We start from the raw sequence: 25,970 nt of genomic DNA, 5'->3' as shown, positions 1-25,970 counted from the left end.
ATCGCCGCACATCAATATCGTCCGCGAAAATGCGGTCGATGCTTTGCAGCAGTTGAAGAGAGCTTCGAGGGGACAGTTTGAGCCAAATGCCTAGCTTGGCGACACGGTGCTTGCCGCGCCTGCATATTTTCGCAACCCATTTGCGTTGTCCCCCCCGGGCGTCACATTTCTTATGATGCGACGTTCGTGGGGCACGATAGAAGTTGCCGCAAAGCAGCATCAAAGGCTTTTGCCCAAACGACTTCCAAATTCCACCAACGGCGGTAACATACGCATGAACTGCGGGAAGGAGACGGTTTCCGTATCATCCCATGTAAGATGGCATTTCGCCTTGCCAGCGCGTTTCTTGCCGAGCGAGAGCAGCCGGCACAGCCGCGCATAGGCGGCGCGATCGGTTGGATAAACCAGGGTCGAAAAGCCGTCCGTGAGATCTAGGCGACAGCCGACGATCAAGCGTACGCCCGTTGCATTGGCGGCTTCATGCGCCCGCACCACGCCGGCGAGCGAATTGCGGTCAGCGACAGCGAGCGCCTCGATTCCGAGCAGGGCGGCCTGCGCGAACAGTTCCTCGCACGAGCTCGCGCCGCGCAGGAACGAGAACTGCGATGTCACCTGCAATTCGGCGTAGCGCTGGCCGCTCATCCGAAGATTCCGTGCAGGAACCAGCGCTGGGACCCGGTTTCGGCATTCTCGCCGTCACCGGTGCGATAGAGCCAGAAGCGCTCGCCGGCGTCGTTCTCGACCTGGAAATAATCCCGCACCGTCGAGAGCTCGGCATCGCGTTTCCACCATTCGCCGAACACCCTCTCGGGGCCGTCTGCGCGCTTCACGCGATGACGGATACCGCGCCAGGTGAAGGTGACAGGTGGGTGGTCCGGTAACAGCGCCACGGTTTCGATCGGCTCGGGCGTCGGCAGGAGGCGGGATGGTCGCGGCCATGATCCCGGCCAGGATTCGCCGTCATCAAGCGAAGCCGGTGCGACGCGGCGGACAGCGCGCTCCGGCACATCGCTTTGGACGGATGCAAAGCGATAGAGGCGTTCGCCACCAATGCGGTTGGACAGCGTGTCGATCAGATCGGTGATGTCGACGTCAGGAGGAGCACCAAGATCGGACACCGCCTGCTTGGCGTTCAGCGGCTCCGCGCTCGTCGCGGCGAGCCGCATCAGTTCAATGCCGAAGCCAGGATCAATGGTCTCGATCTTGTCGGTGAGAAGCCTCGTCAGCCGCCTCACTTCGCGTACAGGGGCAGCCATGCCGACGCGGACAGCAGCGAGATGTGCATCGACGCGATGATAAATGAGATCGAGGCGGCGCGCGCCCTCCCCGCGGGCTTCGAGCAATGCGCAAAGTTCGCTCACGAGCTTCGCAAGGTATCGAGCAATCGTTTCCGCCGCGGCCACCGGCTCTCCGAACGCACGACGGACCTCGGCAATCTCCGGCGCGCGGATCGGATTGATCGGCTCGCTCAAGCGTTGCATGGCTTGATCGAGGCGACGTCCGGGCTCCGGTCCGAAGCGCAACGCCAGCGGCGCGCGCGGCGTCGCCTCGAGATCGGCGATGCGATCGAGGCCGAGCCGGCGCAGGCTGTCGATGATGTCGATCGGCAAGCGCAGCGCGGCGATCGGCAGGGGCATGATCGCCTCAGCACTCGCGCCGGCGGGGAGGACAACAGTCGGCCGCGCACCAAAACGCGCCAGCGCATGCGCCGCGCCCCAAGTGTCGGCCATTGCCGCTCGCGTGGTGATACCCGCTGCGCCGAGGCGCTGCACCATGTCCTCGAGCATGGCGGCTTCGCCTCCATGAAGGTGCGTCGCACCGCTCGCGTCGATGACAAGCCCATCGGGCGGATCGGCGGCGACAATCGGCGCGTAGCGTTTGAGCGCCCACAACGCCAGACGATCGAGCGCGGCGAGATCCGCATCGGGATCGGCATCGCGAACAATGAGATCACCCACCAGAGCCTGTGCCTTACTGGCGGCCATACCGACGCGCAGCCCAGCGCGCTGCGCGGCCGCGTCCGCAGCATGCACCACACGACGTCGGCCGTCGCGACCAACAAGAATGAGCGACGTCTCACGCGAAGGCGCGGCGCCGCCCAGCATCCTTCGCACCCTGTCCGTCGGCCAGGTCGGAAGGAAGAGCGAGACGACCCTGGTCATCACACGCCTCCACAACGAAATCCGCGCTTTCGCCGGCGCGGCTGCGGATCAGTTCAAGCAGCCAGCGTGCCCGGCCGACGCCGGGCACCGGCAGCGGCGCCGATGGCAGCGCGGAGACGCGCCATCGCGTGGTTGCGGCTGTCGGCATGCCGAAGTCTGCGGCCTCGGTCTGCCGCCGCCAGCGGCGGACCGCGAGCCCGATCGTGCCGGAGGATTCGGCCGCAAGCTGAAGCCGGCGCGAGGCGGTCATCGACAGCCTCGCCACCTCGCCGACAGCAACGCCCAATCCGGGATGCTTTAGCCCTTCCTCAAAACACGCGAGCAGCGACTTCTCATCGCCACACTCGACGTAGATCACACGCGCGGCCGCAAGCCCGGCCTGGACGAGCGCTGGCGCGAACAGGTCCGGGCGCGTCACATACCACAGGACCTTGCCGGACGCTCGAGCGGCGATCCCGGCCGCGAACAACGCGGCCGCCGCGCCATCGACCGCTCCATTGCCGCCTCCCGCGACCTCATGCAGCGCTCCCCGCGCCAAGCCTCCCCCCGGCAGAACCTGGTCGATCGTAGCAACGCCAAAGGGGAGGGTTCCGCGCGGATGCGCAGCCCTCCCCTCCAGCTTGGCGATGCGCGCCCGAAGTTCGGACACGACGGTTTGGGGGGCGCACGTACTCATGCCCGTTGTAACGCTCTCCAGCTTAGGAATGTTCTATGTTTGTTCTCGTCCTTTCGGAGAGTCAATCCGGCTCGTCCAAATGTCGCGGGGGAACGGATCAGCCTTTTGCGCTTACTGACCAAGATTTAGATATATTTTCTGGTCAGTGAGGGGCTGACGCTATGGCACGCCAGAGTTCCCGCTTGAGGAACCGCGGACGAAAGCTGATCGGCCGGCTCAGTTCAGTCGTATCGGAACGCGCGGGTTGCATGATCAACCAGGGGCTTAACGAGATACGACAAAACCGTACGATCCGAGGTGCGGATATAGCAATCGACGGGCATTCCCGGCACCAGCGTCCGGCGCCCAAGCCGCCTAGCCTCGTCGGCACTCAATGTAATGATGGTCTTGTAAAAGCTTGTGCTGGTCTGGCTGTCAGCGATGGCATCGGCCGAAACCTTCGTCACTGCACCTATCAGTTCTGGCGTGGAATTTCGGTTGAAGGCGACGAACCGCAACACTGCCTCGTGCCCAAGTGCGATGCGATCGATGTCCTGCGCACGGATTCGTGCCTCAATGTCTAACTCGCGCTTGATCGGGACGACCTGCAATAAAACCTCGCCCGGCCGGACAACACCCCCCACAGTGTGCATAGCAAGTTGATGCACAATTCCTGCGATTGGCGCGCGTATATCTACTCTTTCGAGCTGGTCACGGGCGGCAACCTCGCGCTCGATCAATTCCCCTTCTCGAACATTGAGATCGCGAAGTTCGGTCGCCACCTCACTCCGGAGATTCTGGTCGATCTGAATGAGCTCTAGTTCCGTTTCGGCGATTTTTCCTTTCGCCGCTGCAATAGATGCAATCAGTTGACCTCGCTCCCCTCGGAGACGAGCGCTTGATCGTTCAAGATTATGCAGCCGCGAAATAGGTGTTAGCCCGTTCTCATAGAGATACCGAACCCCCTCAAGCTCCTTTTCGATCAACGCAATTTCATCGGTCTTGGCGCCTTGCTGCGCTTTATAACCGCTTATCTGCTCCTGGAGTTGCTGGATACGTTCGCGAAGCTGGTCTTTCTGGCCTTCACGACTGAGGCGTCGATCCCGAAAAAGACGAATTTCATTCGCGGTCACGGTCTTTGCTTCGTCAGGCGTAACGCGAGCCGCCAGATCGCTGGATATCGGGACGTCCTCAAGATTCTCTTGCTCTGCCAGGAGACGCGCCTTCCGCGCCAGAATCTGGTTGATACCCTTCGAAACAACCATGAGGTTTGCGCGGAGGGTCGTTTCGTCGAGCCTGATGACGACCTCGCCCGCTTCAACCATTTGCCCTTCGCGAACACGTAGATCCGCGACGACGCCGCCGGTCGGATGCTGGACCACTTTCACGTTGCCTTCGACAACGACTGTTCCTGTTGCAATGACGGCACCGGCCAATTCTGTCGTGGTTGCCCAACCGCCAGCACCAACCACAAGGAATGCGATAATAGTAGTGCCGAACAGCACATGGCGTTGCATGGATCGTCGTAGCAGTCGCTGTGTGCTTTCCGTCATGCGGTTGCAGCTCCGGGCTCTATCACTCGCCATGGCGGAGCACTGCGAGATTTATTCGATGACTTCAACACCTCGTCTTTCGGGCCAAACGCCCGCATCAAACCTCTGTCCATCACGAGCACAAAGTCAATTTCGGCCAAGATATTTGCGCGATGAGCGACAACGATGACAATCCCTGCTCGCTTTCGCACCTCTGCGATCGCGCGCGCCAGAGCACGCTCACCTTCTGTATCGAGATTGGAGTTGGGCTCATCAAGAACAACGAGAAATGGGTTGCCGAAGAGTGCACGCGCCAGAGCGATGCGCTGACGTTGGCCAGCAGAAAGATTGTTCCCGCTCTCTCCCACCCGCGTGTTATAGCCGTCAGGGAGTTGAACGATGAGCTCATGGACGCCCGCCGCCTTAGCGGCGCAGACAACCGCCGCATCGTCAACGCCACATTGTAATCTAGATATGTTTTCCGCGATTGTGCCGGGGAAGAGCTCAACGGTCTGAGGCATATAGCCGATGTGCTGCTTTCGCAGCGATGATGGCCACTGATCAAGCGAGGCGCCGTCCAAACACACCCGCCCGCGCAACGCAGGCCATACACCAACCAGGCAACGAACCAGAGTCGACTTTCCCGATCCGCTCGGCCCGACGATTCCCAATACGTTCCCGGCCGTGAGATTGAAGTTGATATTTTGAACTGTAAGTCTCTTCGGATCGGCCGGCGGTGCAACGTATACTCCGCTGACTGAAATTGCCGCGGATGGCTCGGGAAGCTGGATGCGCTCCAAATCCTCACTCCGAACGTAGTTGAGGATAGCGCTCAATCGTTGCCATGCTTGGTGCGCGGTCAGGACATTCCGCCAGTTGCCGATGAGCTGTTCAGCGGGCACAAGCGCTCGCGATACGATAATCGATGCAGCGACGATCGACCCCGCCGTCATCTCGTTGCCCAACACAAGATAGGCTCCAATTCCGAGTGACGCTGACTGGAGCCCATACCGTAATGCGCGCGACGCGCCTGCGAGTGTACCCGCGATGTCAGCCGCCTTTCTCTGCAAGTGGGAATAGCCTCGGTGCGCGTCCTGCCATTTTGCGGCAGCAGCGCCGGTCATGCCCATTGCAGCAAGAGCCTCGGGGTCGCGAAATGCGGCTTCGGCGATGAGATTACGATTTGCGGCGAGCGTGTTCGCCGCGTGCAACACGCGGCGTGTACCGCGGTCAGCAATAGCCGTCAGGGTCAAAAGCACGATCATACCCCCGAGGGCCAGAACGCCGATCGCCGGATGCAGGACGAAGCAGACCACGACATAGATTGGCATCCACGGAAAATCGAACAGCGCGACCATTCCCGGGCCAGACAAAAACGTCCTGATCTGGTCGAGATCCTGCGAAGGACGGAGCGAATCACCTTCTACCTTTATTCGAAGTTGGATTCCCGCTATCGCGCTGAACACCTGCAGCGAGAACATCTCGTCAAAGGCAAGCGCGATACGCGCCATAAGCCGCGCTCGAAGCGTATCAAGCACCCCTGACACGAAGTAGAGGACGCACACCATTCCGAAGAGTGCGACAAGTGTCGGAACACTGCGGCTCGGAATGATCCGATCGTAGATCTCCAGCATGAAGAGCGGACCGGCGAGTCCCAGAACGTTAGCAACCCCGGCGAACACACCCGCCCATGCAACAAATCGATAGAGAGTCCGGCGCGCCGCTGCGTTCGTGTTGTCGACCATACGGCACCACACTGAAGGGTGGCATTCATCGCGCCACATTCTTGCACTTGCAAGCCTACTGTCCGATTTAGATGCTCAGACCGGCAAGCTAGTAAAATCGATATATTGCGGATTCCGGCAAGCACGATTGGGGTGCATAAACGCCCGGAGGTGCAGCGTTCTTTGATCCCTGACCTCCGTTGCAGATCGAGGGAGCATATGGAGACTACCTATGCGCCGACAGATGCTCTCGGCTCTAACCGCCTTTTTTGTCTCGACAGGCGCCTGCCATTCGTTCGAGCTGTTATTGCCTATCGACTGCGTGATCGGCCAGTCCTGCGTGATTCAGAATTACGTTGATATTGACGAGTCTTCCTCCGCGCGGGACTACGCCTGTGGCCACCTCACCTATGACGGCCACAATGGCACCGACTTTCGGATTCCGACGCTCGCCGACTCAAAGAGAGGAGTAAACGTTCTGGCGGCTGCCGATGGCATCGTGGAACGTACTCGTGATGGAATGGACGATATCGGTTTATCCCAACCCTCTCCGTCGTTGGCTGGACGTGAGTGCGGCAATGGTGTCGTCATTTCACATTCCGACGGCTGGGAAACCCAATACTGCCATCTCGGCGAGGGAAGCATCCGCGTGAAAGCCGGCCAACCGGTATCTGCCGGACAGTCAATTGGGTTGGTCGGCCTGTCTGGACGCACAGAGTTCCCGCATCTGCATTTCACGGTTCGCCACAACGGCCGCGTCGTCGATCCCTTTTCAACCAAAGGTACAACGGGCTCTTGTCGGGGAGATGCATCGCTTTGGGCTCCCTCAATCGCTAGGTTTCTGGATTACAGAGCACAAATGGTTCTCAATTCGGGATTTTCGCCGAGACCCATTACCTCCGAAATGATCGAGACCGGCGGCGCGCTCGACTCGACGCTCGATTCCACATCACCGGCGTTGATCGGTTACGTCCGAACGATCGGTCTCCGCGCCGGCGACGTCCAGCAGATGACCCTGATTGCACCCGATGGAAAGATTGTTGCGGATCACAAGGAAGCTCCCTTGGATCATAGCAAGGCACAGTCGGTATTGTTCGTTGGCATACGTCGGCCCCAGGATGGTTGGACAGCTGGCACTTATAAAGCGCGATACCGTGTGCTGCGCGGACAAGACACGGTTCTGGACCATTCGTTCTCGCGATCATTCTGACGTCGTCGCCGATGGGCAGACAGTCGAAACTGCTATCAGATTCGATATAGCGCCCTATTGATTTCACTATATTGAGCAAGACACCTGAACGCGCCTCCATGACATCGCCGCACATGCGGCCGCAATCATAGGAGCGAACAATGCCAGGTGAAGTATGGTACGGAACAACCGGACAGGATGTGCACACCGGAACATCCGATGACGACTTTCTCTACGGATATGATCAATCTGTCGGCCCGTTCTTCGACGGTACTGACTTTCTGAGCGGTGGCGGCGGCAACGACTACATCGAAGGCGGCGCTGGCAACGACTTTCTCAACGGCGATGACGGAAACGACACCATCTTCGGCCAAGATGGCGGAGACCACATCAGTGGGGGAAATGGGGACGATTGGCTTGAGGGTGGTGACGGCATTGACGACATCTATGGCGACGATGGAAATGACACGATCTTCGGCGGTTCCGGCGCCGATCTCCTCTTTGGCGGCTACGGGAATGATCACATTGAGGGTGGCATCGATAACGATCTCATCGCTGGTGACGATGGCGATGATGAACTCTTCGGCCAGGATGGAGACGATAGCATCAACGGCGGCAACGGTGATGACTATCTTGATGGCGGCAACGGTGCGGATACGCTATTTGGCGGCGCCGGCATTGACCTGCTTTATGGTGGTGCCGGTAATGACTCGCTGAACGGCGGCAATGATACTGACGAGCTTCACGGCGGCGACGGCGACGATACTCTCAATGGCGATGGAGGCGCCGACCTTCTTTATGGTGAAGCCGGCAATGACACGCTGAACGGTGGAACTGAGAACGACTACCTCGACGGCGGAATCGGCGACGATCACCTGAATGGCAACGAGGGGAATGACACCATCTATGGTCGCGATGGCGTTGATACCATCGATGGCGGAGATGGAGCAGACGGCATCGATGGCGGCGCCGGTAACGATGTTATCTATGGCGGCGCTGGCAACGACACTATCCTGGGTCAAGCCGGTGACGATGAAATCCATGGCGGGGCTGACAACGATCAGATCGACGGCGGCGATGACAACGACACCATTTTCGGTGATGCCGGTACCGACCTTCTGTACGGCGGAGGCGGAAATGATGAGATTCACGGCGGCAACGATACCGACGTCATTTTCGGAGGTAATGGCAACGACACCCTTTATGGTGATGCCGGCGACGACGCAGTTCTCGGCGAGGCCGGCAATGACGTCATCTACGGTGGCGATGGTGCCGATACGCTCGACGGCGGCGATGGCTTCGATCAAATCGACGGCGGAGCGGGTAACGACACCATTACCGACTTAACCGGATCGGGCAGCATCATCGTTGGTGGCGATGGTGATGACGATATCACCGTGGCAACTGCGGTGAACTCAGTTGATGGCGGCGCTGGTGACGACCTCATCAAGCTGAACGGCGGCGACAACTTTGTCGATGCCGGCGACGACGACGACACCATCGATGACAATACCAGCGGCACCAATCAGATCGAAGGAGGTCTTGGCAACGACTGGTACTTCCACGACAATTCCGGCGTCAACGTCATCACGGACAGTGGCGGCTTGGACGCAGTGTTCTTCGAGAACGCCAATATCAACACCCTGCAGTTCTATCAGAGTGGCACCGACTTGATTATCGTGGACGCGCTCGACACCGCGTTCGCGAACTACGTGAATCTGGCTGGATGGTTCGAGCCCGATACAAATCACGTCGAGTATGTCTTCAACGCTGACGGTACGGCCGGTTACGACCTGTACGCATTGTTCGGGTAAGACGAATGTGGCGGTGCAGGAGACTGCCCTGCGCCGCCACATAATCTTCATACAATTGGCTGCTAACTTGAGGTCGCTGAGTTATACTTTGCCATGATGGCGTCGTACTGCTTCTGCAGAGTATCCCGTTGCGAGATCGCGCCGCTCACGTCCTGCTGTCCATAACCGATTCGGCGACTGAGAGTATCAAGGACGCCTTGCTTCGCCGCTTCCGAGGTTGGCACCCTACCATCGTTGGTCCAAACGGAGCCGTCGCCCATAAACATATAAGTGGTGTGGTCGATACTGAAGCTCACGGTATGGTCCTGACCGGGACGTGCATATCCTCGATCGCTGAGGAGTTTAAACGCCGCTTCCTTCTCTTCACCATGCAGCTCTTGGCGAGGAACAGGCTTGATATTCAAATAGTATTTGTAGTCGGCCTGAAGATCTGCGAGTTGCTCGCGGTCGAGTTGATGCGCCTTTATAGTCGTGTTCAGTTCGACCATCTGCCGACGGATCTCCATTGCGCCGTGCATGTCGTCGAAGTACGCGTCAACCTCAATTGACCGCTGACCGTCGCGCTGCATAAAGCGTTCCGTCGAAAGCCGCTTAACACCATCTTCCCAAGACTCGCCATCCTGCAAAGTGAGTCCGAACTGATCTTGCAGCAGGCTCCCGATCTTTTGGTAGACCGACTGCTCAGTCGAGGCCGCCATAGCGGCGTTCGACAACGTGAGACGGACTGCAGGGTCGCGGTCCGTGTCATTCTGAGCCGATTGATCGCTACGAGTTGCGTTGTTCGATTTGAGATAGGCTCGGGCGCGCTCTGAAAGATCAGAAATGCTCGCCTCCGGAGCGAATCTTGGGAGTGCGGTCGCGCCTCCCAGTGGACCGGACATCGTCACCATTGCGCCTATCCTTGCTTCCTCATGCAATACGAACGTCGCTTGCAGATTGTGATAGCTCGCAACCCTGAATAAGCATTTAAGGAGTGATAAAGAATCCTTCACGCATCGGTGTTAAGATTTTGCTAACGATTTCATTCCGCAGGAAGTTTGCGTTGTGTCTTCAAGTAGATCGATGGGTTGCACCATCGCAGAACCTCATTGGCGATTCTGCTCATTGACGAGGCAACTCCCAGGCGTCACGTTTCCACGGATACAACCCGTGGCAGCCCATGACCTTGAAAGACCAGGCCTTAGGCTTCATAGAGGCGTCCCGCTCCGCGCGCACGGCTGCCCAAATTCTTGACGGCGCGATGGCGGCCGTCGCCGGTCTTGAGATCGAAGGAATGTTCGTAGCCGATGTTCCAGCGCCGGGTGAAAGTATCGCGCCACATATTCTCTTGCGAGGTTGGAGCGAGCTGTGGATTGAGCGCTATGTCGTCGAGAACTACGTTCATTTTGACCCCGTTGCAGGCGAGTTAAAGCGCCGACTGGCACCATTCACATGGACAGAGGCTTGCAACAGGAGGCTCTCGCATCATGAACAAAAGGTGATGTCAGAGGCACGCGATTTTGGCTTGCTGGATGGGGTTTCCGTTCCCGTTTATGATCATCGTGGTCGACAATCATGTGTTTCGTTTAGCGGTCGTCGGTTAAAGCTCGACCAAGAGGCACGGCGGCGGTTCACATAATTGCGCTCTACACTCATGGTCGACTTCGCGAGCTACGGCACGGGAGTGCCCTTCTCACGCCCCGCGAACAACAGTGTTTGCAGTGGGCATCGGAAGGCAAGACAACGTGGGAAACGAGTAAAATTCTCAACGTCACCGAAGAAACCGCGAGCGAATATTTTTCGACCGCGCTGCGGAAGCTGGGTTGCGTGACTCGCACCCAAGCGGTCGCGAAAGCCATTCGAGCGGGTATTATTCGCTAGTCGCCCCGTGCAACCCCCGGATTCCCGGGGATTGAGACGCCGCAGTTAAAGCGGGGACGATCCCTCCATCTCACAGATGGAGGGAAAAATGATCAGCGTCATCCGCGGACGAGACGTCTCCAACCATTCTGCCTTGATGGATGCGGTCTTTTGTCTTCGTCATGAGATTTTTGTTGACCGGATGGGCTGGACCGCACTGCGTTGCTCCAACGGTCGCGAGCGTGACCAGTTTGATTGCGATGCCGCAATTCATGTCGTCGGACTGGATTGTGACAAGGTCTGCGCGTATTCGCGACTGCTGCCTACAACAGGCCCGCACCTCCTTCATGATGTCTATCCAGAATTGCTGGATGGCGCGATTGCTCCGCGACGTCCAGATGTTTGGGAATGGACGCGGCTCTTCACTTACCCGCTGAGCGAGACATCTACCCTTTCGCTTGGGGGGCGACGCCTATTCGTAGCTATCGCAGAATTTTGTGAGCAGAGGGGCATATCTTCGCTTATCGCGCAGGCTGCTCCGCAATGGATTACGAAATTGCTGCAGCTCGGCTGGGAAGCGCGGCCGCTTGCTCTTCCTGTAATTTACGGCGGTGAATCGGTCGTAGCGCTGGAGGCTCATCTGACCCCGACGACAGTTGCTCGATCGCGGCGGGTGTTAGGAATCAAGGGAGACGTATTCGGTCACTTCGCGGCAGCGCGCAGATGCATGGAAGTGAGCGTCGAAGATGTCATACCGGCTCGACTACAATGAGTATCGCGCAGTCCGAGTCGCGCCGGCTGCTGGAGCTTGAGCATCTTTATATCCAGCTTCGTGAGGCGCGCTTCCAAGCCGAGCACTTGCAGCTCACCGAAGCCGCTGCGCTCATCAATATTACGATGCTAGGCGTCGTTGGAACACTCCAGCTTGCCGAACGCCGCGCTCCCGCAAACGAGCTTATAAAGAGCGGCCAGGAGGCAAGTTTGGAGCCACCCGCGAATTTGCCATCGTGTGGAGTTCGTCTCGTGATCCTTTCGAGGCGAGAAACACAATGCCTCCAGATGCTGGCCGAAGGCATCGCACCAAAGAACATTGCCGCCACGCTACGGCTATCTGAAGCGGCCGTTCGGCTTTATCTTCAGCGCGCTCGCAAACGCCTAAACTGTGCGACAACCCTTCAAGCCGCTGTGAAAGCCAGCACGCTGGGGCTGATCGAAACGCACTGACGCGGAGGGTTGCGAACGGTCCAGCGCCATTATTGGCCATTTCCGGACTGTGAGTAGGAGCGCCAAGCCTGAGCTCGGCTACCAACCTTGCCCCCAGCGTGTTCCAATTCTGCCCAGCTCCGCTTGTCACTGACCAATATTTGTATATAATTATTGGACACATCAGGATGGGCCGAATGCCAGATCCCACGTCCGACACTCTTCCTCGCATCCATGATCGGATCGTCCAAGGGGCGCCGTCTGGGGTATGGTCGCGCGCAGATTTCCTCGACATTGGAACGCCGAACGCCGTCGAGAAGGCTCTGCAGCGGCTGACCCAACGCGGGGACATTCGCCGACCCTATCGCGGCCTGTACGATAAGCCGGGTGCCAGCAAACTGACCGGCAAAATGGTGTTTCCGCCGCGCGCCTCGTTCATCGACGCGATCGCGCGGCGCGACAAGCTGCGCGTCCTCGTCGACGGCATGACCGCCGCGAACGACCTCGGCCTGACGACGGCCGTCCCGGCGCGCTCGACGATCTACGCCGACACCTATCCCCGGACGATCGAGATCGAGGCAAGCGCCGGCGACCCTAAGGTGACGAAGCCGGTCATCTATAAGCTCGACTTCAAGCGCATCGCGGCGAAGACGGCGTTTTGGGCCGGCCGGCCGGCCATGCGCGTCGTCCAGGCGCTGACGTGGTTTCGGGATGAGAAGGCGAGCCTCGACGCCGCCGTCAACGGCATCGTCCGGCATCTCGCGCGCGATCCGAACCGTGCGAAGGTCGCGGAAGATCTGCGCGAGAACATCCACGCCATCCCGGCCTGGATGTATCCGCTGATCGAGACGATCACGCGCCGGCTCGCCGAGAATCATAATGAGAGCACGCCGGACATCGAACGCGCGGAAGGCGACCATGCAGAAGACGTTCATTGAGGTTCTGCGATCGAGCGTCGACGAACGCCGCACGCTCTTTGAGACGGTTGCCGCGCATCTTGAGACGCAGGCAGAGAACGTCGAGAAGGACCTCTATGTCTGCTGGGTGCTCGATTTTCTTTTCAATCGTCGCGGCGATGATCCGATCGGACTTTATTTCAAGGGCGGCACAAGCCTGAGCAAGGCCTATGGACTGATCCGACGCTTTTCCGAAGACATCGACATCGGCATCTACAAGGTCGATCTGCATGTCCCACTCGAAGCCGACATCGCCGCCCTCCCCTCGGTGAACCAGCAGCAACGTGCGCTGGCCGATAAAGTCGACGAGGCGGCGCGTCAATACATCTCCGGTCCGTTGAAGGAGCGGCTGGCGAAGGAGATCGCCGCTGTCGAGGAAGCGATCGAGCAGCCGGGACATTTCACGCTCCGATTCGGATTCGACAATTATCGCAACAGGGACGCGCTCGACATTCTGGTCGTCGGCTACAAGAGCGTCTTCGATTCCGCCGAGAGCTACGTGCAGGCCGCAGTCCGCATCGAAGGCGGCGCGCGCCCCGATCCGGAGCCGGCGGAGCCGCGCGAGATCGTCCCCTACATCGCCGACGAGATGCCGGACGGAATGGAGCTTACCATTCGCAACGTGACGACGGTCAGGCCAGAGCGCACCTTCTGGGAGAAGGTGCTGATCCTCCATGCGATGACGGAGATGACGGAGAAGCGGCTTCAGGACGCCGACCCCAAGCGGCCCGCGCCTGATCTCAATCGGTACTCACGTCACTACTATGACGTCCACCAGATCTGGACGCATCCGGGCTATGGCATCGCGACCGCCTCTTTGCGCGATCTCGCTGAAGCCTGCCGGCAGCACAAGGAGCTGATGTTTCGCGCGCCGGATCACCGATACGACCGCGCCGTGCCGGGCAGCTACCGCCTCGTTCCGACGCCGGATATGCGAGCAAAGCTCGTGGCCGATTATCAGCGCATGATGGCGATGATCTTCGGCACGTCGCCTGCCTTCGCCGACGTGATCGCCAGTATTCAGGCGCTCGAAGACTATCTTAACACTTCGCTTGCCGCTGTTGGTCAGTCATGACCATCGTGGCGACGACACAACGCCCCGACCGAGCGACCGAAGCTAGGCAAGGATTTGGCGGACCAAAATGATAAGGTAATCAAATGACTGAGAGTTCGGACCGGCTTCCCACCAAATTGCCTGACCATAACTCGGTTGAGGCCGTCCTTGCGCGTCTGTCGGCGGGTGCCGACAGTACCGTGTTGGCAGAGGCACTTACGAGGGCGTTCCCTGGGTTCGGCTTTTCAGCAACGATTTACGATGATGAGTATTGGAGAGACACGCGCTCAGTGCTGGCCGCCGACGGAACGCGGATCGCCGAGTACCGTCCATGGATGAAAGCCGAGCTCGCGAAAGATAATGGAGACATCGCGACCGTCTGGCGACGGTTGCAGGACACTGATCTCCAGATCTCGGAGTGGCATGGAAACAGCGTCTATGCTTTCGCGCCCACAGGACCAGGCGCGGCCGACTATGTGCAGATTTCACTCGGTCGCGAGACCGAATGGCGCGCGGGTCCGATCGTGAACCCAGCACGTCGGCCGTGGGGCGAGGAGGCGCTGCTCGATCCGTCATGGATCAACCACGACGAAATGTCTGATGATAATGTACTTGCGGGTCCGCTGTACCGGCTGAATCGCGCCGGCAGCAGCGTCGTGCACGTCCGTACATTTCTCGCGCGCTGCGCGCGTCTCGAACGCGCCAAACGGGAGGCGAGGCGGCCCGAGTTAGAGCGGCGAGTCTGGGTTCGCTCCGACGGCACGCGGACGCCGTTTCTCGACATGCAACCTGACTACTTTAATTTCGTGCCGCGCGAGGTCCGCTTTTTCCAGGACTGGGAGCAGTCGAGCGCACGTAGCGCAAAGGTGTACGAGCATTGGGCGCTCGACATCAGGGATTACGAGTACAAGGGCGAGCGTGAGATCGCGTTCATTCCCCGTCCACTTCATCTACCGGAAGAGCGGTTGGAGGCCGGAGATACGTCCGTGCATATCCTCATGGATCGTATTGAAACCATCGATCGGACGATGGGCCTCCCATTCGCGTGGTTCTTTTTGATGACCCACGGCAACAAGGTATCTCCCGAAGTTGGCCGGACGATCGCTGAAGGCCTTCGCGCCGGCCGGGTGCGTCTTCCGGATGACAACGCGAAGGTCCTGTTGCGCTGGGTCGATAAGCCGTATGGCTTTTGATTCACCTTTCATCAGACACCGACACTGGGTTGGCACCCAGCGATCTCGACAGGTCGATGACGCTGCCACTATTTGAAGTGGTTACCCAACATGATGATTGCGTCAAACGTCCTCCCGAGCCTCGCACTCCTGAGGTCGGTTGCGAGAATCGGTACGTTCGGGCATCGCTGGGATGCTGCTTCAACCATGATCGGGTTGATATCGACTCCCGCGACGACTGCGCACCTAGCGGCGAGCCCCGCTAACACGCGGCCTGTTCCGCAGCCAAGATCAAGTACGCTATCGATATTCGAGCTGGCCACGCAGGACAGTCGACGCAAGCATTTTTCCGCGAGCGCTTCGTCGTCATCGGGGTATGCCAAATCGTAAAGTACCGGGTCTTTGTAAAGAAGATTCCTGACACCTGTAATCATTGGTACCGCCTGGCTCATCGCCCCATGTCGCCTGCGATTGTATCGCCGCAGACGTGGCATATTCCGCGATATATCAAAGGTATTTGCAAATACCTCTGTTGAGCGTGCTCTTATTGGGTGTGGTCACTCTTGGAGCGCGAGATCATGGGACAGGTCGATCATTCTTCTGCAACTTCCGCCAGTGCTGTCTCGTCCTTGAGAGCACCCGATTCAGACTTGGCTCTGCAGACCGGCCCCAACGCGGCACTACGCTTGTTGCGCAACTGCGTGGTCACGAACTCGTCAGGATGCCATCGGTACGGATACTGGAACGAACAAGCGTTGTTTGATGGCAGCCCGCGCACAGGATGGTGCACGCCAAGCCGAAAAGTGCGGAGGGTCGAGTTTCTCGAAATTGACTTCGGCCGCACTGCCGCAGTCTGCACCATGCGGCTGTTGTCACGCACGATAAATCCTAAAGCGGGTTTTCCGGGATTAGTTCGGATTCTTGTCCCGCGCGACACTGGGTGGGAGGAGACCGCCGCGATCCGAACCGCACCGAACGACACCGATGTTTGGCACCAATACGAAGTGCCCCGCGCGCCCACGACCCGATGGCGTATCGAGTTCGATGAGATCGCGCTAAGGCCAGAGGGAAAGTATTTCCTCCAATTTATGTGCCTCGAACTTTATGAGGCAGCGCAAGGGGTGTCGTCATGAACGCTCGAGTCGTCAACCACGGTACAAACAGCCGCTTCTTTGCCGACCAGGCCGCCAAGTTCGGCTTCCTTGCGGCGCCAGATCTTCTCGGACAACTGTGGTTTATCGACGTTGGACAGGAGGTCGTCGGCCACAAGCTTCCTTCCACGCAGCAGGTATATGTGGTGCTCGAAGGGAACGGTCGCCTTCGAGCGTTCGACGACACGGCCTTTGATGACGCTGCGTTTTACCAGCCCAATCCTACTATCAAGGTCGACCCGCCTCCCCAGGCGCAGCCCAGGGCGAGCAGCTACCACGATTTTCCCGTAGAGCCACACTCCGTTGTTGTCATTCCGGCGGGGACTCTCCATGCCATCTATAATGATGGCGGGACGCGAATGTTGCTGGTGTCTGTGACCGGCTCGCGCATCCATGATGCTCTTTACATTTCACGATAAATGAAGCGCGTAACGGGAGGACATCATGAACCCGCGGGCCGTTCTCTTTGACCTGTATTATACTCTCGTGTGCGAACGCGAGGACAACCCCTTCTACGAGACAGTTGCTGGCGAGCTTGGCCTGGCTCTTGAGACCTTCCGACCACATTATAATGCGTGCGGGCGTCCGACGATGCGTGGCGAGCTGGATGGCATGGTGGGGCGTGTTACCGAGGCATGTCGGCTCGCTGGTCATCTGGCTGCGCCCGAGGCCATCATTGACGTTGTCGAGAGAAACATGGAGCTGTTCTACGGAAGCGTCTTCATTTATGGGGATGCGCCGGACACGCTGAGGAGGTTGCGGGCGGGAGGTTTCAGGCTAGCGATCGTAAGCAACGCCTCTCCTTATTCTGAGGAGGTATTGCGGCGGAGCGGGCTGGTCGCGGACGTAGACGACATCGTGATGTCTTACACGCTCGGCACACTTAAGCCGGACCCTCGACTCTATACGGAGGCCTGCCAGCGTCTAGGAGTCTCTCCAGGCGATGCAATCTATGTCGGAGATGGCGGCGACGACGAGCTTGAAGGTGCACGTCGCATTGGTATGGGAACAATTCTTGTCGACCGCGGACTACGCCATACCGACGCCGCTCGGCGTTTTGCTGATCGGGAATGCAAGCGGCTTGGTGAAGTCGTGTCAGCGATGACCGATCTGACGTCAACGTTGCCGGAAGCGCGTCGTGCAGCCTATCGCTGACGAACGCTGCGCGCTCTCGGCTCTATCAGGAATCAATTCTGGTGAAGTGATGTGAGGGGGCAGAATCGCTTCAGTGGGCATTTTCTGCCCGATCATAACCTGAACTCTGCCCGGGCCGCTGGAAAGCACCATTTATGAGTTTCATTCAAGCGACGCCAATCAGCGAGATTGCTTCGGATGCGTCTTCCTCAAAAGGCACGCAATGCACTTTGAACGATAGACACAACGGTATCGCCCGGCATGCGACCGGTGGTTGGCAATCGTTCGGCTAACGTCAGCACTGCCCGCCACACGTCGGTCTTATCCATTACGGTGCAGGCTTCTTTGGACCGCTCCACGAAAAGTCCAGTTGTCTCTGGTTCGCTCAAGCCGATCCTTTGACAGGTCGTCAAGGCTTTCTGGCGGTCGTCGCTGCACCCGGCATCATACCAAGCCAACTCGAATGGGACGCCTGTAAATTTTGCCTGTGCGGCAGCTCCGGCTGCAATCTCAAAAAGTCGCACACTCGCCCATTCCAACGGATCAATGCCCATATAACTAAATAGCTTGCGCCATTGTTCCACCGTCGGCCAGATGCCTTCCCGGATGCCTTCGCGCTCTCCAAATTCCCTGAGCCCGGGCATGCCCAGCTGTAGCTCAAACACGGAGCAGTGTGGGTTACCATGGTCCATTTCTATCCAACGGATAGCGTTTTCGTTGGTGATGCCTACGCGGCCAATCGACAGAACCCGGGCAACGGCATGGCCGGATTCATGGACGGCAATATCTCTCCTTGTACCCCTACCAAAAGCCATCTGTTCATCCCCCAATGATCCGATCACTGCAAAATAAGGACGCCGAGGCACTTTGCGAGTAGCTAAGGAAAAGCAGGTGGGCGTCCATCATTCGACGAAGATACGACTACAGCCTCCCCGGTGATCATCGCGGCCTGAAGGCTCGGGCGATCGGACTGGGCTGCACGATGAACTGTTCGGGCTCGTCGACCCAGAGCTTGGCGACCTGCACGAGCTGCTCAACCTCCGTGCCGGAGAATTGATGCTTCTTCACGATATCGGCGCTGAAGCGCTTGCTCGCTGGTTGTCGGCCATCGCCGTCGTTGATCGGGTCTATATCGACATAGAGACGCTCCGGTCCCTTTTTTCCCTTCAGCATCGGGGCGTGATTGGTGTCGTCGTCGATCCAGGTCGCGATCCTGTAACCCTTGTATTCGATGACCATGCGACGCTCTCCCGGAATGTGGTTCCTGGCGTCGGCATCGACGCCACTGACTAGATCATGTCGTCATCATCGGCCGCGGCCGTCTCGGCCAAAGGCGGGATGTCGCCGGCGAGCAGCTTTTCTTTGCTAAGCAGGCCGGCGTCCTCAAGCATTTCCATGTCCGGCAAGTCGCGCAGCGTGTTGAAACCGAAGTGCGACAGGAACCCGTTCGTGGTGACATAGGTGTACGGCGCGCCGGGCCGGGGCGCGCGTGGACCCGAGGCAATGAAGCCAAGGCCGCGCAGGTGGGCGATCAGGTCGCGACTGACCTCCTTGCCAAAGAACTGTGAAAGCTCGCCGCGGGTGATCGGCTGGTAATAAGCGATGCACAGCAGGATCAGGCTCTCCTGCTGGGAGAGCGGACGCACCTGGTCGCCCAACCCCGTCGCGGTCCGAATCGCCGTGGCAAACACCTTGCGGGTGCGGTGCTGCCAGCCGCCGGCGACCGCGACCAGCTCATAGGGGCGTCCGCGGAGCTCGTCGCGGATGTCGTCGATGATCAGATCGATATTGCAGTCGCCGCCGACGACGCGCGCCAGGATCTCGCGCGTCACCGGCTCGGGCGAGGCGAAAATTACCGCCTCGACCCGCCCCATCCATTCGCGCCAGCGCAGCTCCGGCGGCAGGTCCGCCAGGTCGAGATCGAGATCTGCCTTTGCTCGCGCGCGGCGCCCCATCTCAGAGCCCGTACAATCGGAAGGTCGGGCGACCGGTCAGCTCGCGCACGGCGCCGAGCGCCACCAGCCGCTCGAACAGGCGGCGCATGCTGCGGTCGCTGGCGGTCTTGCCGGCGCCGGCGGGCTGGGCGTCCTCCATCATCAAGATCGCCACCATGGTGTCGGCGTCCTTGCCGCGCAGCTTCGGCGCCGCCGCGAGAAGACGTTCGGCGCGACGCGCCAGGTCGACATACAGGTCGGCCGCGCTCGCGGCCGCGCGCGCATAGGCCAGGGCGCAGGCCCTCGGCCAAACGTCGTCCGTGGTACCAGCCTTTGACGCCGCGCGCAGATCGCCTCGGCGGATCTGGCCCGCAATCAACGGCACGGCTATCGGCCATTTGAGACGCTGGGCAAGCACCATGTCGGCGAGCCACAGGGCGAGTGGTTCGCTTTGCGGGACGAAGCGCAGGCTCGCCGCGGCGATCTCGGCGGCGGCCGCGACGGCATTCCCCTGCCCGGCCATCAGCTTGTCGGCCTGGGCGACGACGTCCTCGAGCGCGTCGCTGAAATGCACCTCGAACAGCGCCGATAGTTGCAGCGTCCAATCCTTCGAGACCATGGCGCTGCGCTCGCCGAGATGCCGCCAGGCTTTGAGAATGCGCCCGCCCGGGCCGGGATCGTCACCGTCGCGCCGCAGATACCAGGCATCGCGCAGCGCCGCCTCGTCCTCGGTGCGTCCGCCTTGCCGGACCAGAATCGCGGCATTCGACAGCGACAGCCGATGCCGCCACAACGATCCCAATGGGTGCTCGCTGCGCGCGATCGGATGGATCGCGGCGAGCGCCGCACCGGCCGAAAACAGCGCGTCATCAACGCGCTCGGATGTCACACCCTGCCGCACCCAGCCCGGAAACGGAGGGAAGGTCGGCGGGATGTCGGGATTGAGTCGCGCGCATGAGGCCATGTCCGAGGCTAATCTCAGACGGCGCTTTGCGCCACAAAATTCGAACTAAACCGCCGCGCCTGTCGGCAAATAAAAACGTCCGATAATGTTGCATTATCGGACGTTTTCGGCGATATATAGCGAAATGAGCCCTGACGCCCCGCGCGACCCCGCATTCGACGCCCAGGACGACCCCGCGCCGCCGGAGAGCCCGGCGCCGGGTGTCGCTTCGTCGACCGGAGAGAAGCCGGCCGAGGCGCCGGGCGGCCTCCCCTCCCCTCTTCCGGACGTCACAACCGGCCTGCCGGCGCATCTGGAGCCGCTCGCCGATCGGGCGCGCGACTACTTCCGTGCGTCCAGCGCTGAGAACACCCGCCGCGCCTATGGGGCGGACTGGCGGCACTACACGGCCTGGTGCCGGCGGCAGGCGCTCGATCCCCTCCCCCCGGACGTCCAGACCATCGGGCTCTACATCACCGCCTGCGCTGCCGGGAAGGCCGGGCCGAAGCCCGACGCCGTGTCGACGATCGAGCGGCGGCTGTCGGCGCTGAGCTGGCAGTTCCGCCAGCGTGGCCTCGTTTTCGACCGCCAGGACCGGCATGTCGCGACCGTGCTCGCTGGCATTCGCCGCACCCACGGCCGGCCGCCGGTCAAGAAGGAAGCCGTCCTGCCCGAGGACGTCATCGCCATGCTCGAAACGTTCGATCGCGGCGCCCTGCGGGGCCTGCGCGACCGCGCCATGCTGCTGGTCGGCTTCGCCGGCGGACTGCGCCGCTCCGAGGTCGTCGGCCTCGATGTTGGGCCCGAGCAGACCGAAGACGGCAGCGGCTGGATCGAGATCCTCAAGGACGGCATGGCCGTCACCCTGCGCGGCAAGACCGGCTGGCGCGAGGTCGAAATCGGCCGCGGCTCGTCCGACGCCACCTGCCCCGTCGTCGCCCTCCAGACCTGGCTCAAGCTGGCCCGGATCGGTCACGGGCCGCTGTTCCGCCGCGTCCGCGAGGGCGGAAAAGACGTCGGGCCGGACCGGCTGACCGACAAGCAGGTCGCCCGCCTGGTGAAGGCAGCCGCCCTCGCCGCCGGCGTGCGCCCCGATCTGCCGGAAGGCGACCGGAAGGGGAAATTCGCTGGGCATTCCCTGCGCGCCGGCCTCGCCTCCTCCGCCGAGGTCGACGAACGCTACGTCCAGAAGCAGCTCGGACATGCCAGCGCTGAGCAGACCCGCGGCTATCAACGCCGACGGGACCGCTTCAGGGTCAACTTGACCAAGGCCGCCGGGCTTTGACGCCCGCATCAGTTCATCCTCCATTTTCGGCAGAAGCCAGCGAAGACGCGCTCGATGTTGGGAGCGGTCAGGTCAAGATTTTTATCTCTCGCCCACCGCCGGAACGCATTGGCGACGCTGTCGACGTCGGGGGTCGGCTTTGGCGCATATTCTCGGACAGCCTCGGCCCAAGCACTGTAGGCGATGGAGCCGGATGCGGGGAATGTCGGCGTGACGCTGACAGGTGCCGCAACCGCGCTCAGTCCGGTCGGCGGTTCACCCGCCTTAGCAAGGGCAAACAGCGAGCGGCTGAGATGCAGTTCGCCGTCCCTACCCCGCTGCACCAGTGTTCGCAGGTAGGCTCCAGGCTTGGCCACGGCGCCCGAATTTGAACGCTGCACCGTGATCGCCAACGCCGATGCGGCGAGGTCCGGGCCGAGGATCGCTTGAGCCTCCTGCAGAACCTGCGGATTGATACCGGCGGCTGCACAAAGCACCTGGCCGGATGCCCGGAAGGCTCGCCAATCGGTGAATGCGTCCGGTGCAAATTCGCGGACGGCCGGGCAAGCGGCCTGAACCAATGGCAGCGAGATCATCTGAGCGTCGTCGTTCAGGACCTGCGCCGCAGTTTTTGACGATTGCGGGGGTCTCGGAACTCCGTCAGACTTTTTTTCGGTTGCTCGGCCGAAGGCCGCAAAAGGATTAGGGTGCCGCGCGTTAGCGCGGCTCGATTCATGGTTACCAGATTCAGAATCTGAAGGTTCCGCTGTAGTTAGTACCGGCCGAAATTTCGATACCGTGGCATCGAAATTTCTATCCTTGAATCCCTTATCAAAGAGGTTCTCTACCTCCTCCCGAAGCCCCTCGAGCGCAGACACTTGTGCCATCAGATCATCGAGATCAGTCGCCCGATGCTCCCTGAGAACGTCAAGGCGGGCCTGGAGCTGAGTCCAAGGTCCGGGAAGGTACTCCTCGCCCGCGGTCACGATGAGCGACTGGATCTCCTTGCGCATGATCGTGCGCCGATATGACAAACGGCGCCATTCACGGGCCTCATATTCCGCGTTCTCAGCGAGCTGATGAAGCTCGGCGAACCGCGTCGCGATCGGCGACAGATCGATGCCATAGGCCTCCACAATATTCCCCTCGGCATCGCGGCGGCCGCGCCGCTGATAGGTCGGATGGTCGCTGTAGGCGACCAGGCCAGCCTCCACGAGGCCCTTCAGATGGTACTTCATGGTCGAGATGCTCAGACCCAGGCTCCGTGCCAGACGGGCATTGGAAGGCCATACGATCGGCGGACGGCCGGGTGTGCTCCAGTCGACGGACTTCGATGCAGCGAAAAGCTGATCGATCAGAGCGAGTTTGGCGGCCTTCAACCCCATTGCGGCAGCCGAGCGTTTGGCGACCTGGAGCGCTGCGGTGCGTGTTACAGCGGGGGCTTTTCCCTCGCGGTAGGTGCGGGCGAACTTCTCTGCGCTAAAAGTCTTGGGGGACGATCTTCGCAGACCGGCGCTGTGACTACTCATGGCCGCCTCCGCGAACAGTGGCCTTGAGATGCGGCAATTGCCGTTTCATCAGGGCGAGCATCATTGCCCGCCGTCCAGAGGACGTCGTCATGGGTGCGTTCAGCATACCTTTGCCATTTAAGCGTCAGGCAAAGCGGAAACGCTCACTCAAGCGGTGCTTGCGCGTTGACAAGTGATTCGGAGAGGCCTATTGGTTTCTTCGCCAAAAGATATCCAAGGCTCTCGGGTGGTTCGCCGCTTGGGGGCCTTTCTTTTTTGCCTTTTGGTCGCTTACCTCTTCTGTTTGTTGCACTCTGGGTTATGGCCTGGCACTGCTCCAGACCGCCTCGCCCAGACGAAAAAACTCTGTCAGCTGACAGAGTTTTCTGACTTGGCGGGGTTTTCGGTGACGCTGTCTCCAGCGTCAAATCGCTCCATTAAGGCGGGCAGCTCTACCCGCAAGAAATCTGTGAACGCCTCGGCGCGCGACTTCTCGACGATCAGCCGCACCTCAGCTCCGGCAAAGACTGCCTTGCCCACGGGTCTCCCGCCCGCCGCCTCCAGCGGCATTTCCTCCCGTTGCGGAGAAGTGGAGGCGCCTGATAGGGCACGCAACGCGTGCGAAAACCGCTCGTCGGACGAGAGCGCCGAAACTCTGTCAGCTGACAGAGTTTGACGGAGGACCGCCGCCGCCTTGCCTTCAGTCGCACCGAATGCCGCTACCAGCGCACCCCAACGGGGCCGCCCCACCTTCGGTGCACGGCCGATCAGTTTGATGACATCGACAGGGACCGCGCGATAGACCGCCCGCATCCGTGCCAGCTCCGCGCCATCAATTCCGAGAGCGGCATAAATATCGCGCGGCTTGATATCTGCCTCATCCATCGTCTGCGCAAACAATGCCCGTTCAATCCAAGTAAGGTCTTGCCTCTGCCCGTTCTCGATGCCTTGCGCGACAACGAGGTCACGGTCGGACAGCTCAACGATGAGCGCCTTCACCGGCCGGTTTAGCTCCTTCGCCGCCCGCAGACGTCGGCGTCCGTAAACGATCTGGAACCGACCTTCGATCGACGGACTACGCCGAACCTGGACTGGGACCTTCTGACCTTCCTCCGCTATGCTCCGTTTGAAGGTCTCGAAAGTCTCGGGATCGTCGTCAGGGAGGCGGTCGTCAAACGGCGAGGGGTCTACAAGGTTAGGATCAATATCGACGGTGCCGCCATTACCTGACGCAAGCAATTCCTGCAGCCGATCCCGCTCATCCTTGAGCTGCTGGATCGACCGTCCCGCCTGACCGATCACGCCGGCACCGACACGAACAACACGAGGAGGAGAGGGTGTCTCAGCCGGCGACGACGGCGACGCCTCACCAGAAATGAATTTTCCAAAGTTTCCAACGATCGACTTGCTCGGACCCTTGCTCATGGTCTCCCCCAGCTTGTCGTGATCAGCTCCGTGATTGCGGCGTTCACCTCGTCCATTGCGTCGCGCGCGCGCCGATAAGTCTCGCGGCGAATCGCGCCAGGCTCGACTTCATAGAGGCTTTGCTTTGCGAGACCGGCTGCCTCGATGGCAGTGCTGGCAATCGCAGTCGGAACCAAAACGTCGCTACCGAACAGGTGCCGGAGAAGAGTCACCATGCCGGTCTGGGGCCTGTCGATCGGATCGTGCCGCGTTATCAGATAATGGAGGAAATCCTGCGCAAGCGACGCACCCGCCTTGTTTATCTCACCCGTGAGGTCGCTCATCATGAGCAGGAACTGGCCCATCGATGCGACGTCCAGCATTGCTGGGTGCACGGTGATGATCATGCCAGTGGCGGCGTAGATGGCACCGAGCGTTAGAAACCCAAGGGAAGGCGGCGTGTCGAGAATGATCACATCATAATCGGCGTCGACCTGATGGAGTACCTCACGGAGCCGCTCAAAGAACACACCTCCGGCACCGCTTTGTCGCTGCGCAAGTATTCGAGGCGTCTCGTGTTCGTACTCCATGACCTCCAGATTGCCGGGAATGAGGTGGAGGCCCTCGAAGTAGGTCTCGCGGATGACCTGCTTTAGAGGCACCCGGTCCTCGTCATATCGTACTGCAGCGTAGATGGTTTCGTTGGGTCCAATATCGAGCTCGGGTTGAGCACCCAACATGGCTGAGAGCGAAGCCTGCGGATCAAGATCGACAGCCAACACACGATAGCCCTGAAGCGCTAGATACTGCGACAAATGCAGGGCAGTCGTTGTCTTCGCACTGCCGCCTTTAAAATTGGCGATCGCGACAATCTGCAGGTGTTCGCCTTGCCGCCGATGGGGCAGAAAACGCAGCGCTTCGCTTGGCCGCTGGGAGGCCATCAGAGCGCGAAGCTCGTTGATTTGTCCGAGGGTATAGACCCGATGGTTGTTTTCCTGCCGTTCGGGTACCGGACCTCGACCTTCCTGAGACAGCAGTTTGAGAGTCGACTCGGGTATCGAGGTCAGCTTGGAGACCTCGTGCGTCAGGAACGGGCGAAGCGTCTTTTTCGCCTCAGGCGGATACATGCTTGCGCGCATCGCCTGCAGTTGTGATGTAAGGATATCTGCGTGGCGGTGGATCTTGTCACCGGCAGCTTGGTCCAGAGCGGTGTCGACTGCGATGTCACTCATGCGCTGTTCGCCCTATTTAGCGGCCTGATCCCTTTTTGTCGGCCTCAACCCGCTAAGGTAGGCCACGATTCTCCCTAAGCGTCCAGCGAAATGAGGTTAA

26 protein-coding genes and 1 pseudogene are annotated in these 25,970 nt (G+C 60.1%); 13 read left to right on the top strand and 14 right to left on the bottom strand.

What is annotated here, in order from left to right:
* Window positions 1–303: 303 nt before the first annotated feature.
* From OCA5_RS17195 to OCA5_RS17175, 5 genes and pseudogenes are all read right to left on the bottom strand, one after another.
* A pseudogene (locus OCA5_RS17195) lies at window positions 304–642 on the bottom strand (PHP domain-containing protein); the annotation flags it as partial.
* Window positions 639–2,162 carry a DUF6504 family protein gene (locus OCA5_RS17190; protein ID WP_041559699.1) on the bottom strand — a complete coding sequence of 508 codons (1,524 nt, stop codon included), beginning with the start codon at window positions 2,160–2,162 and terminating at the stop codon, window positions 639–641. The pseudogene OCA5_RS17195 and the gene OCA5_RS17190, both read right to left, overlap by 4 nt.
* Window positions 2,077–2,838: an ImuA family protein gene (locus OCA5_RS17185; RefSeq protein ID WP_013913723.1), complete on the bottom strand. Its 762-nt coding sequence runs from the start codon at window positions 2,836–2,838 to the stop codon at window positions 2,077–2,079. Before OCA5_RS17185 ends, OCA5_RS17190 begins: the two co-directional genes overlap by 86 nt.
* 221 nt (window positions 2,839–3,059) lie before the next feature.
* On the bottom strand, window positions 3,060–4,370 hold the full coding sequence (locus OCA5_RS17180) for an HlyD family type I secretion periplasmic adaptor subunit (protein ID WP_013913722.1): 1,311 nt from the start codon (window positions 4,368–4,370) through the stop codon (window positions 3,060–3,062).
* The gene (locus OCA5_RS17175; protein ID WP_013913721.1) at window positions 4,367–6,094 is read right to left on the bottom strand and encodes a type I secretion system permease/ATPase; all 1,728 of its coding nucleotides are present in this window, start codon (window positions 6,092–6,094) and stop codon (window positions 4,367–4,369) included. Before OCA5_RS17175 ends, OCA5_RS17180 begins: the two co-directional genes overlap by 4 nt.
* Before the next feature lie 211 nt (window positions 6,095–6,305).
* On the opposite strand from OCA5_RS17175, the gene OCA5_RS17170 reads away from it, so the two are divergent.
* Both OCA5_RS17170 and OCA5_RS17165 read left to right on the top strand, forming a co-directional pair.
* Entirely contained in the window at window positions 6,306–7,283 is a 978-nt protein-coding gene (locus OCA5_RS17170) for a M23 family metallopeptidase (protein ID WP_244405994.1), read from the top strand.
* Window positions 7,284–7,423: 140 nt separating this feature from the next.
* Window positions 7,424–9,076: a calcium-binding protein gene (locus tag OCA5_RS17165; protein ID WP_013913719.1), complete on the top strand. Its 1,653-nt coding sequence runs from the start codon at window positions 7,424–7,426 to the stop codon at window positions 9,074–9,076.
* Window positions 9,077–9,138: 62 nt separating this feature from the next.
* Here the strand turns inward: OCA5_RS17165 and OCA5_RS17160 are convergent, their stop codons facing one another.
* Window positions 9,139–9,966, bottom strand: a complete 828-nt coding sequence (locus OCA5_RS17160; RefSeq protein WP_013913718.1) for a hypothetical protein — start codon at window positions 9,964–9,966, stop codon at window positions 9,139–9,141.
* Between the two features lie 269 nt (window positions 9,967–10,235).
* Here OCA5_RS17160 and OCA5_RS18980 point away from each other — a divergent pair, with 269 nt between their 5' ends.
* The 7 genes from OCA5_RS18980 (at window position 10,236) to OCA5_RS17130 (ending at window position 15,321) form a co-directional block, all read left to right on the top strand.
* Entirely contained in the window at window positions 10,236–10,694 is a 459-nt protein-coding gene (locus tag OCA5_RS18980; protein WP_013913717.1) for an autoinducer binding domain-containing protein, read from the top strand.
* Window positions 10,691–10,936, top strand: coding sequence for a response regulator transcription factor (locus OCA5_RS19645; RefSeq protein ID WP_081463045.1), 246 nt, complete (start codon window positions 10,691–10,693; stop codon window positions 10,934–10,936). Before OCA5_RS18980 ends, OCA5_RS19645 begins: the two co-directional genes overlap by 4 nt.
* A gap of 88 nt (window positions 10,937–11,024) precedes the next feature.
* The gene (locus OCA5_RS18970) at window positions 11,025–11,687 is read left to right on the top strand and encodes an acyl-homoserine-lactone synthase (protein WP_013913716.1); all 663 of its coding nucleotides are present in this window, start codon (window positions 11,025–11,027) and stop codon (window positions 11,685–11,687) included.
* Window positions 11,684–12,139, top strand: coding sequence for a response regulator transcription factor (locus OCA5_RS17145; RefSeq protein WP_013913715.1), 456 nt, complete (start codon window positions 11,684–11,686; stop codon window positions 12,137–12,139). The genes OCA5_RS18970 and OCA5_RS17145 overlap by 4 nt, the downstream gene beginning before the upstream one ends.
* A gap of 176 nt (window positions 12,140–12,315) precedes the next feature.
* Window positions 12,316–13,056 carry a DUF6088 family protein gene (locus tag OCA5_RS17140; RefSeq protein ID WP_013913714.1) on the top strand — a complete coding sequence of 247 codons (741 nt, stop codon included), beginning with the start codon at window positions 12,316–12,318 and terminating at the stop codon, window positions 13,054–13,056.
* A complete protein-coding gene (locus OCA5_RS17135; protein WP_013913713.1) occupies window positions 13,037–14,149 on the top strand; it encodes a nucleotidyl transferase AbiEii/AbiGii toxin family protein in 1,113 nt (370 codons plus the stop codon). The genes OCA5_RS17140 and OCA5_RS17135 overlap by 20 nt, the downstream gene beginning before the upstream one ends.
* A gap of 83 nt (window positions 14,150–14,232) precedes the next feature.
* Window positions 14,233–15,321, top strand: coding sequence for a hypothetical protein (locus OCA5_RS17130; RefSeq protein ID WP_013913712.1), 1,089 nt, complete (start codon window positions 14,233–14,235; stop codon window positions 15,319–15,321).
* Window positions 15,322–15,389: 68 nt separating this feature from the next.
* Here OCA5_RS17130 and OCA5_RS17125 read toward each other — a convergent pair whose 3' ends face one another.
* On the bottom strand, window positions 15,390–15,734 hold the full coding sequence (locus OCA5_RS17125; protein ID WP_244405992.1) for a class I SAM-dependent methyltransferase: 345 nt from the start codon (window positions 15,732–15,734) through the stop codon (window positions 15,390–15,392).
* Between the two features lie 144 nt (window positions 15,735–15,878).
* Between OCA5_RS17125 and OCA5_RS17120 the strand changes: the two genes are divergently transcribed.
* Genes OCA5_RS17120 through OCA5_RS17110 form a run of 3 tightly spaced genes read left to right on the top strand, consistent with a single transcriptional unit; the run spans window position 15,879 to window position 17,606 of the window.
* The gene (locus OCA5_RS17120; protein ID WP_013913710.1) at window positions 15,879–16,433 is read left to right on the top strand and encodes a discoidin domain-containing protein; all 555 of its coding nucleotides are present in this window, start codon (window positions 15,879–15,881) and stop codon (window positions 16,431–16,433) included.
* Window positions 16,430–16,870, top strand: coding sequence for a cupin domain-containing protein (locus OCA5_RS19205; RefSeq protein WP_041559696.1), 441 nt, complete (start codon window positions 16,430–16,432; stop codon window positions 16,868–16,870). The genes OCA5_RS17120 and OCA5_RS19205 overlap by 4 nt, the downstream gene beginning before the upstream one ends.
* A 25-nt stretch (window positions 16,871–16,895) precedes the next feature.
* Complete coding sequence (locus OCA5_RS17110) at window positions 16,896–17,606, top strand: HAD family hydrolase (protein WP_013913708.1); 711 nt, start codon at window positions 16,896–16,898, stop codon at window positions 17,604–17,606.
* Between the two features lie 188 nt (window positions 17,607–17,794).
* Here the strand turns inward: OCA5_RS17110 and OCA5_RS17105 are convergent, their stop codons facing one another.
* The 4 genes from OCA5_RS17105 to OCA5_RS17090 all read right to left on the bottom strand — a co-directional run bounded on the left by OCA5_RS17105 (window position 17,795) and on the right by OCA5_RS17090 (window position 20,483).
* Complete coding sequence (locus tag OCA5_RS17105) at window positions 17,795–18,400, bottom strand: hypothetical protein (protein WP_013913707.1); 606 nt, start codon at window positions 18,398–18,400, stop codon at window positions 17,795–17,797.
* 124 nt (window positions 18,401–18,524) lie between these two features.
* The gene (locus tag OCA5_RS17100) at window positions 18,525–18,824 is read right to left on the bottom strand and encodes a hypothetical protein (protein WP_013913706.1); all 300 of its coding nucleotides are present in this window, start codon (window positions 18,822–18,824) and stop codon (window positions 18,525–18,527) included.
* A gap of 50 nt (window positions 18,825–18,874) precedes the next feature.
* Window positions 18,875–19,540: an SMC-Scp complex subunit ScpB gene (gene scpB / locus OCA5_RS17095; RefSeq protein ID WP_013913705.1), complete on the bottom strand. Its 666-nt coding sequence runs from the start codon at window positions 19,538–19,540 to the stop codon at window positions 18,875–18,877.
* 1 nt (window position 19,541) lies between these two features.
* Window positions 19,542–20,483 (bottom strand): DUF1403 family protein, encoded by a 942-nt coding sequence (locus OCA5_RS17090; RefSeq protein ID WP_013913704.1) that lies wholly within the window; start codon window positions 20,481–20,483, stop codon window positions 19,542–19,544.
* 124 nt (window positions 20,484–20,607) lie between these two features.
* Here OCA5_RS17090 and OCA5_RS17085 point away from each other — a divergent pair, with 124 nt between their 5' ends.
* Window positions 20,608–21,747: a site-specific integrase gene (locus tag OCA5_RS17085; RefSeq protein WP_422836373.1), complete on the top strand. Its 1,140-nt coding sequence runs from the start codon at window positions 20,608–20,610 to the stop codon at window positions 21,745–21,747.
* An 8-nt stretch (window positions 21,748–21,755) separates the two neighbouring features.
* Here OCA5_RS17085 and repC read toward each other — a convergent pair whose 3' ends face one another.
* From repC to repA, 3 genes are all read right to left on the bottom strand, one after another.
* Window positions 21,756–23,255, bottom strand: coding sequence for a plasmid replication protein RepC (repC, locus tag OCA5_RS17080; RefSeq protein ID WP_013913702.1), 1,500 nt, complete (start codon window positions 23,253–23,255; stop codon window positions 21,756–21,758).
* A 348-nt stretch (window positions 23,256–23,603) separates the two neighbouring features.
* Entirely contained in the window at window positions 23,604–24,659 is a 1,056-nt protein-coding gene (repB, locus tag OCA5_RS17075; RefSeq protein ID WP_013913701.1) for a plasmid partitioning protein RepB, read from the bottom strand.
* Complete coding sequence (gene repA / locus OCA5_RS17070) at window positions 24,656–25,870, bottom strand: plasmid partitioning protein RepA (RefSeq protein WP_013913700.1); 1,215 nt, start codon at window positions 25,868–25,870, stop codon at window positions 24,656–24,658. The genes repB and repA overlap by 4 nt, the downstream gene beginning before the upstream one ends.
* Window positions 25,871–25,970: the final 100 nt, after the last annotated feature.

This window comes from Afipia carboxidovorans OM5 (assembly GCF_000218565.1).
Taxonomy (GTDB): domain Bacteria; phylum Pseudomonadota; class Alphaproteobacteria; order Rhizobiales; family Xanthobacteraceae; genus Afipia; species Afipia carboxidovorans.
Note: the sequence above shows the minus strand (reverse complement) of the source record. Positions and strands in the feature narration are given on the sequence as shown.

Excerpts from the sequence above, each read along its gene's own strand:
- OCA5_RS17190 (WP_041559699.1), bottom strand. The coding sequence starts at position 2,162 with ATGACCAGGGTCGTCTCGCTCTTCCTTCCGACCTGGCCGACGGACAGG.
- OCA5_RS17185 (WP_013913723.1), bottom strand. The coding sequence starts at position 2,838 with ATGAGTACGTGCGCCCCCCAAACCGTCGTGTCCGAACTTCGGGCGCGC.
- OCA5_RS17180 (WP_013913722.1), bottom strand. The coding sequence starts at position 4,370 with ATGACGGAAAGCACACAGCGACTGCTACGACGATCCATGCAACGCCAT.
- OCA5_RS17175 (WP_013913721.1), bottom strand. The coding sequence starts at position 6,094 with ATGGTCGACAACACGAACGCAGCGGCGCGCCGGACTCTCTATCGATTT.
- OCA5_RS17170 (WP_244405994.1), top strand. The coding sequence starts at position 6,306 with ATGCGCCGACAGATGCTCTCGGCTCTAACCGCCTTTTTTGTCTCGACA.
- OCA5_RS17165 (WP_013913719.1), top strand. The coding sequence starts at position 7,424 with ATGCCAGGTGAAGTATGGTACGGAACAACCGGACAGGATGTGCACACC.
- OCA5_RS17160 (WP_013913718.1), bottom strand. The coding sequence starts at position 9,966 with ATGGTGACGATGTCCGGTCCACTGGGAGGCGCGACCGCACTCCCAAGA.
- OCA5_RS18980 (WP_013913717.1), top strand. The coding sequence starts at position 10,236 with ATGACCTTGAAAGACCAGGCCTTAGGCTTCATAGAGGCGTCCCGCTCC.
- OCA5_RS18970 (WP_013913716.1), top strand. The coding sequence starts at position 11,025 with ATGATCAGCGTCATCCGCGGACGAGACGTCTCCAACCATTCTGCCTTG.
- OCA5_RS17145 (WP_013913715.1), top strand. The coding sequence starts at position 11,684 with ATGAGTATCGCGCAGTCCGAGTCGCGCCGGCTGCTGGAGCTTGAGCAT.
- OCA5_RS17140 (WP_013913714.1), top strand. The coding sequence starts at position 12,316 with ATGCCAGATCCCACGTCCGACACTCTTCCTCGCATCCATGATCGGATC.
- OCA5_RS17135 (WP_013913713.1), top strand. The coding sequence starts at position 13,037 with ATGCAGAAGACGTTCATTGAGGTTCTGCGATCGAGCGTCGACGAACGC.
- OCA5_RS17130 (WP_013913712.1), top strand. The coding sequence starts at position 14,233 with ATGACTGAGAGTTCGGACCGGCTTCCCACCAAATTGCCTGACCATAAC.
- OCA5_RS17125 (WP_244405992.1), bottom strand. The coding sequence starts at position 15,734 with ATGATTACAGGTGTCAGGAATCTTCTTTACAAAGACCCGGTACTTTAC.
- OCA5_RS17120 (WP_013913710.1), top strand. The coding sequence starts at position 15,879 with ATGGGACAGGTCGATCATTCTTCTGCAACTTCCGCCAGTGCTGTCTCG.
- OCA5_RS19205 (WP_041559696.1), top strand. The coding sequence starts at position 16,430 with ATGAACGCTCGAGTCGTCAACCACGGTACAAACAGCCGCTTCTTTGCC.
- OCA5_RS17110 (WP_013913708.1), top strand. The coding sequence starts at position 16,896 with ATGAACCCGCGGGCCGTTCTCTTTGACCTGTATTATACTCTCGTGTGC.
- OCA5_RS17105 (WP_013913707.1), bottom strand. The coding sequence starts at position 18,400 with ATGGCTTTTGGTAGGGGTACAAGGAGAGATATTGCCGTCCATGAATCC.
- OCA5_RS17100 (WP_013913706.1), bottom strand. The coding sequence starts at position 18,824 with ATGGTCATCGAATACAAGGGTTACAGGATCGCGACCTGGATCGACGAC.
- scpB (WP_013913705.1), bottom strand. The coding sequence starts at position 19,540 with ATGGGGCGCCGCGCGCGAGCAAAGGCAGATCTCGATCTCGACCTGGCG.
- OCA5_RS17090 (WP_013913704.1), bottom strand. The coding sequence starts at position 20,483 with ATGGCCTCATGCGCGCGACTCAATCCCGACATCCCGCCGACCTTCCCT.
- OCA5_RS17085 (WP_422836373.1), top strand. The coding sequence starts at position 20,608 with ATGAGCCCTGACGCCCCGCGCGACCCCGCATTCGACGCCCAGGACGAC.
- repC (WP_013913702.1), bottom strand. The coding sequence starts at position 23,255 with ATGAGTAGTCACAGCGCCGGTCTGCGAAGATCGTCCCCCAAGACTTTT.
- repB (WP_013913701.1), bottom strand. The coding sequence starts at position 24,659 with ATGAGCAAGGGTCCGAGCAAGTCGATCGTTGGAAACTTTGGAAAATTC.
- repA (WP_013913700.1), bottom strand. The coding sequence starts at position 25,870 with ATGAGTGACATCGCAGTCGACACCGCTCTGGACCAAGCTGCCGGTGAC.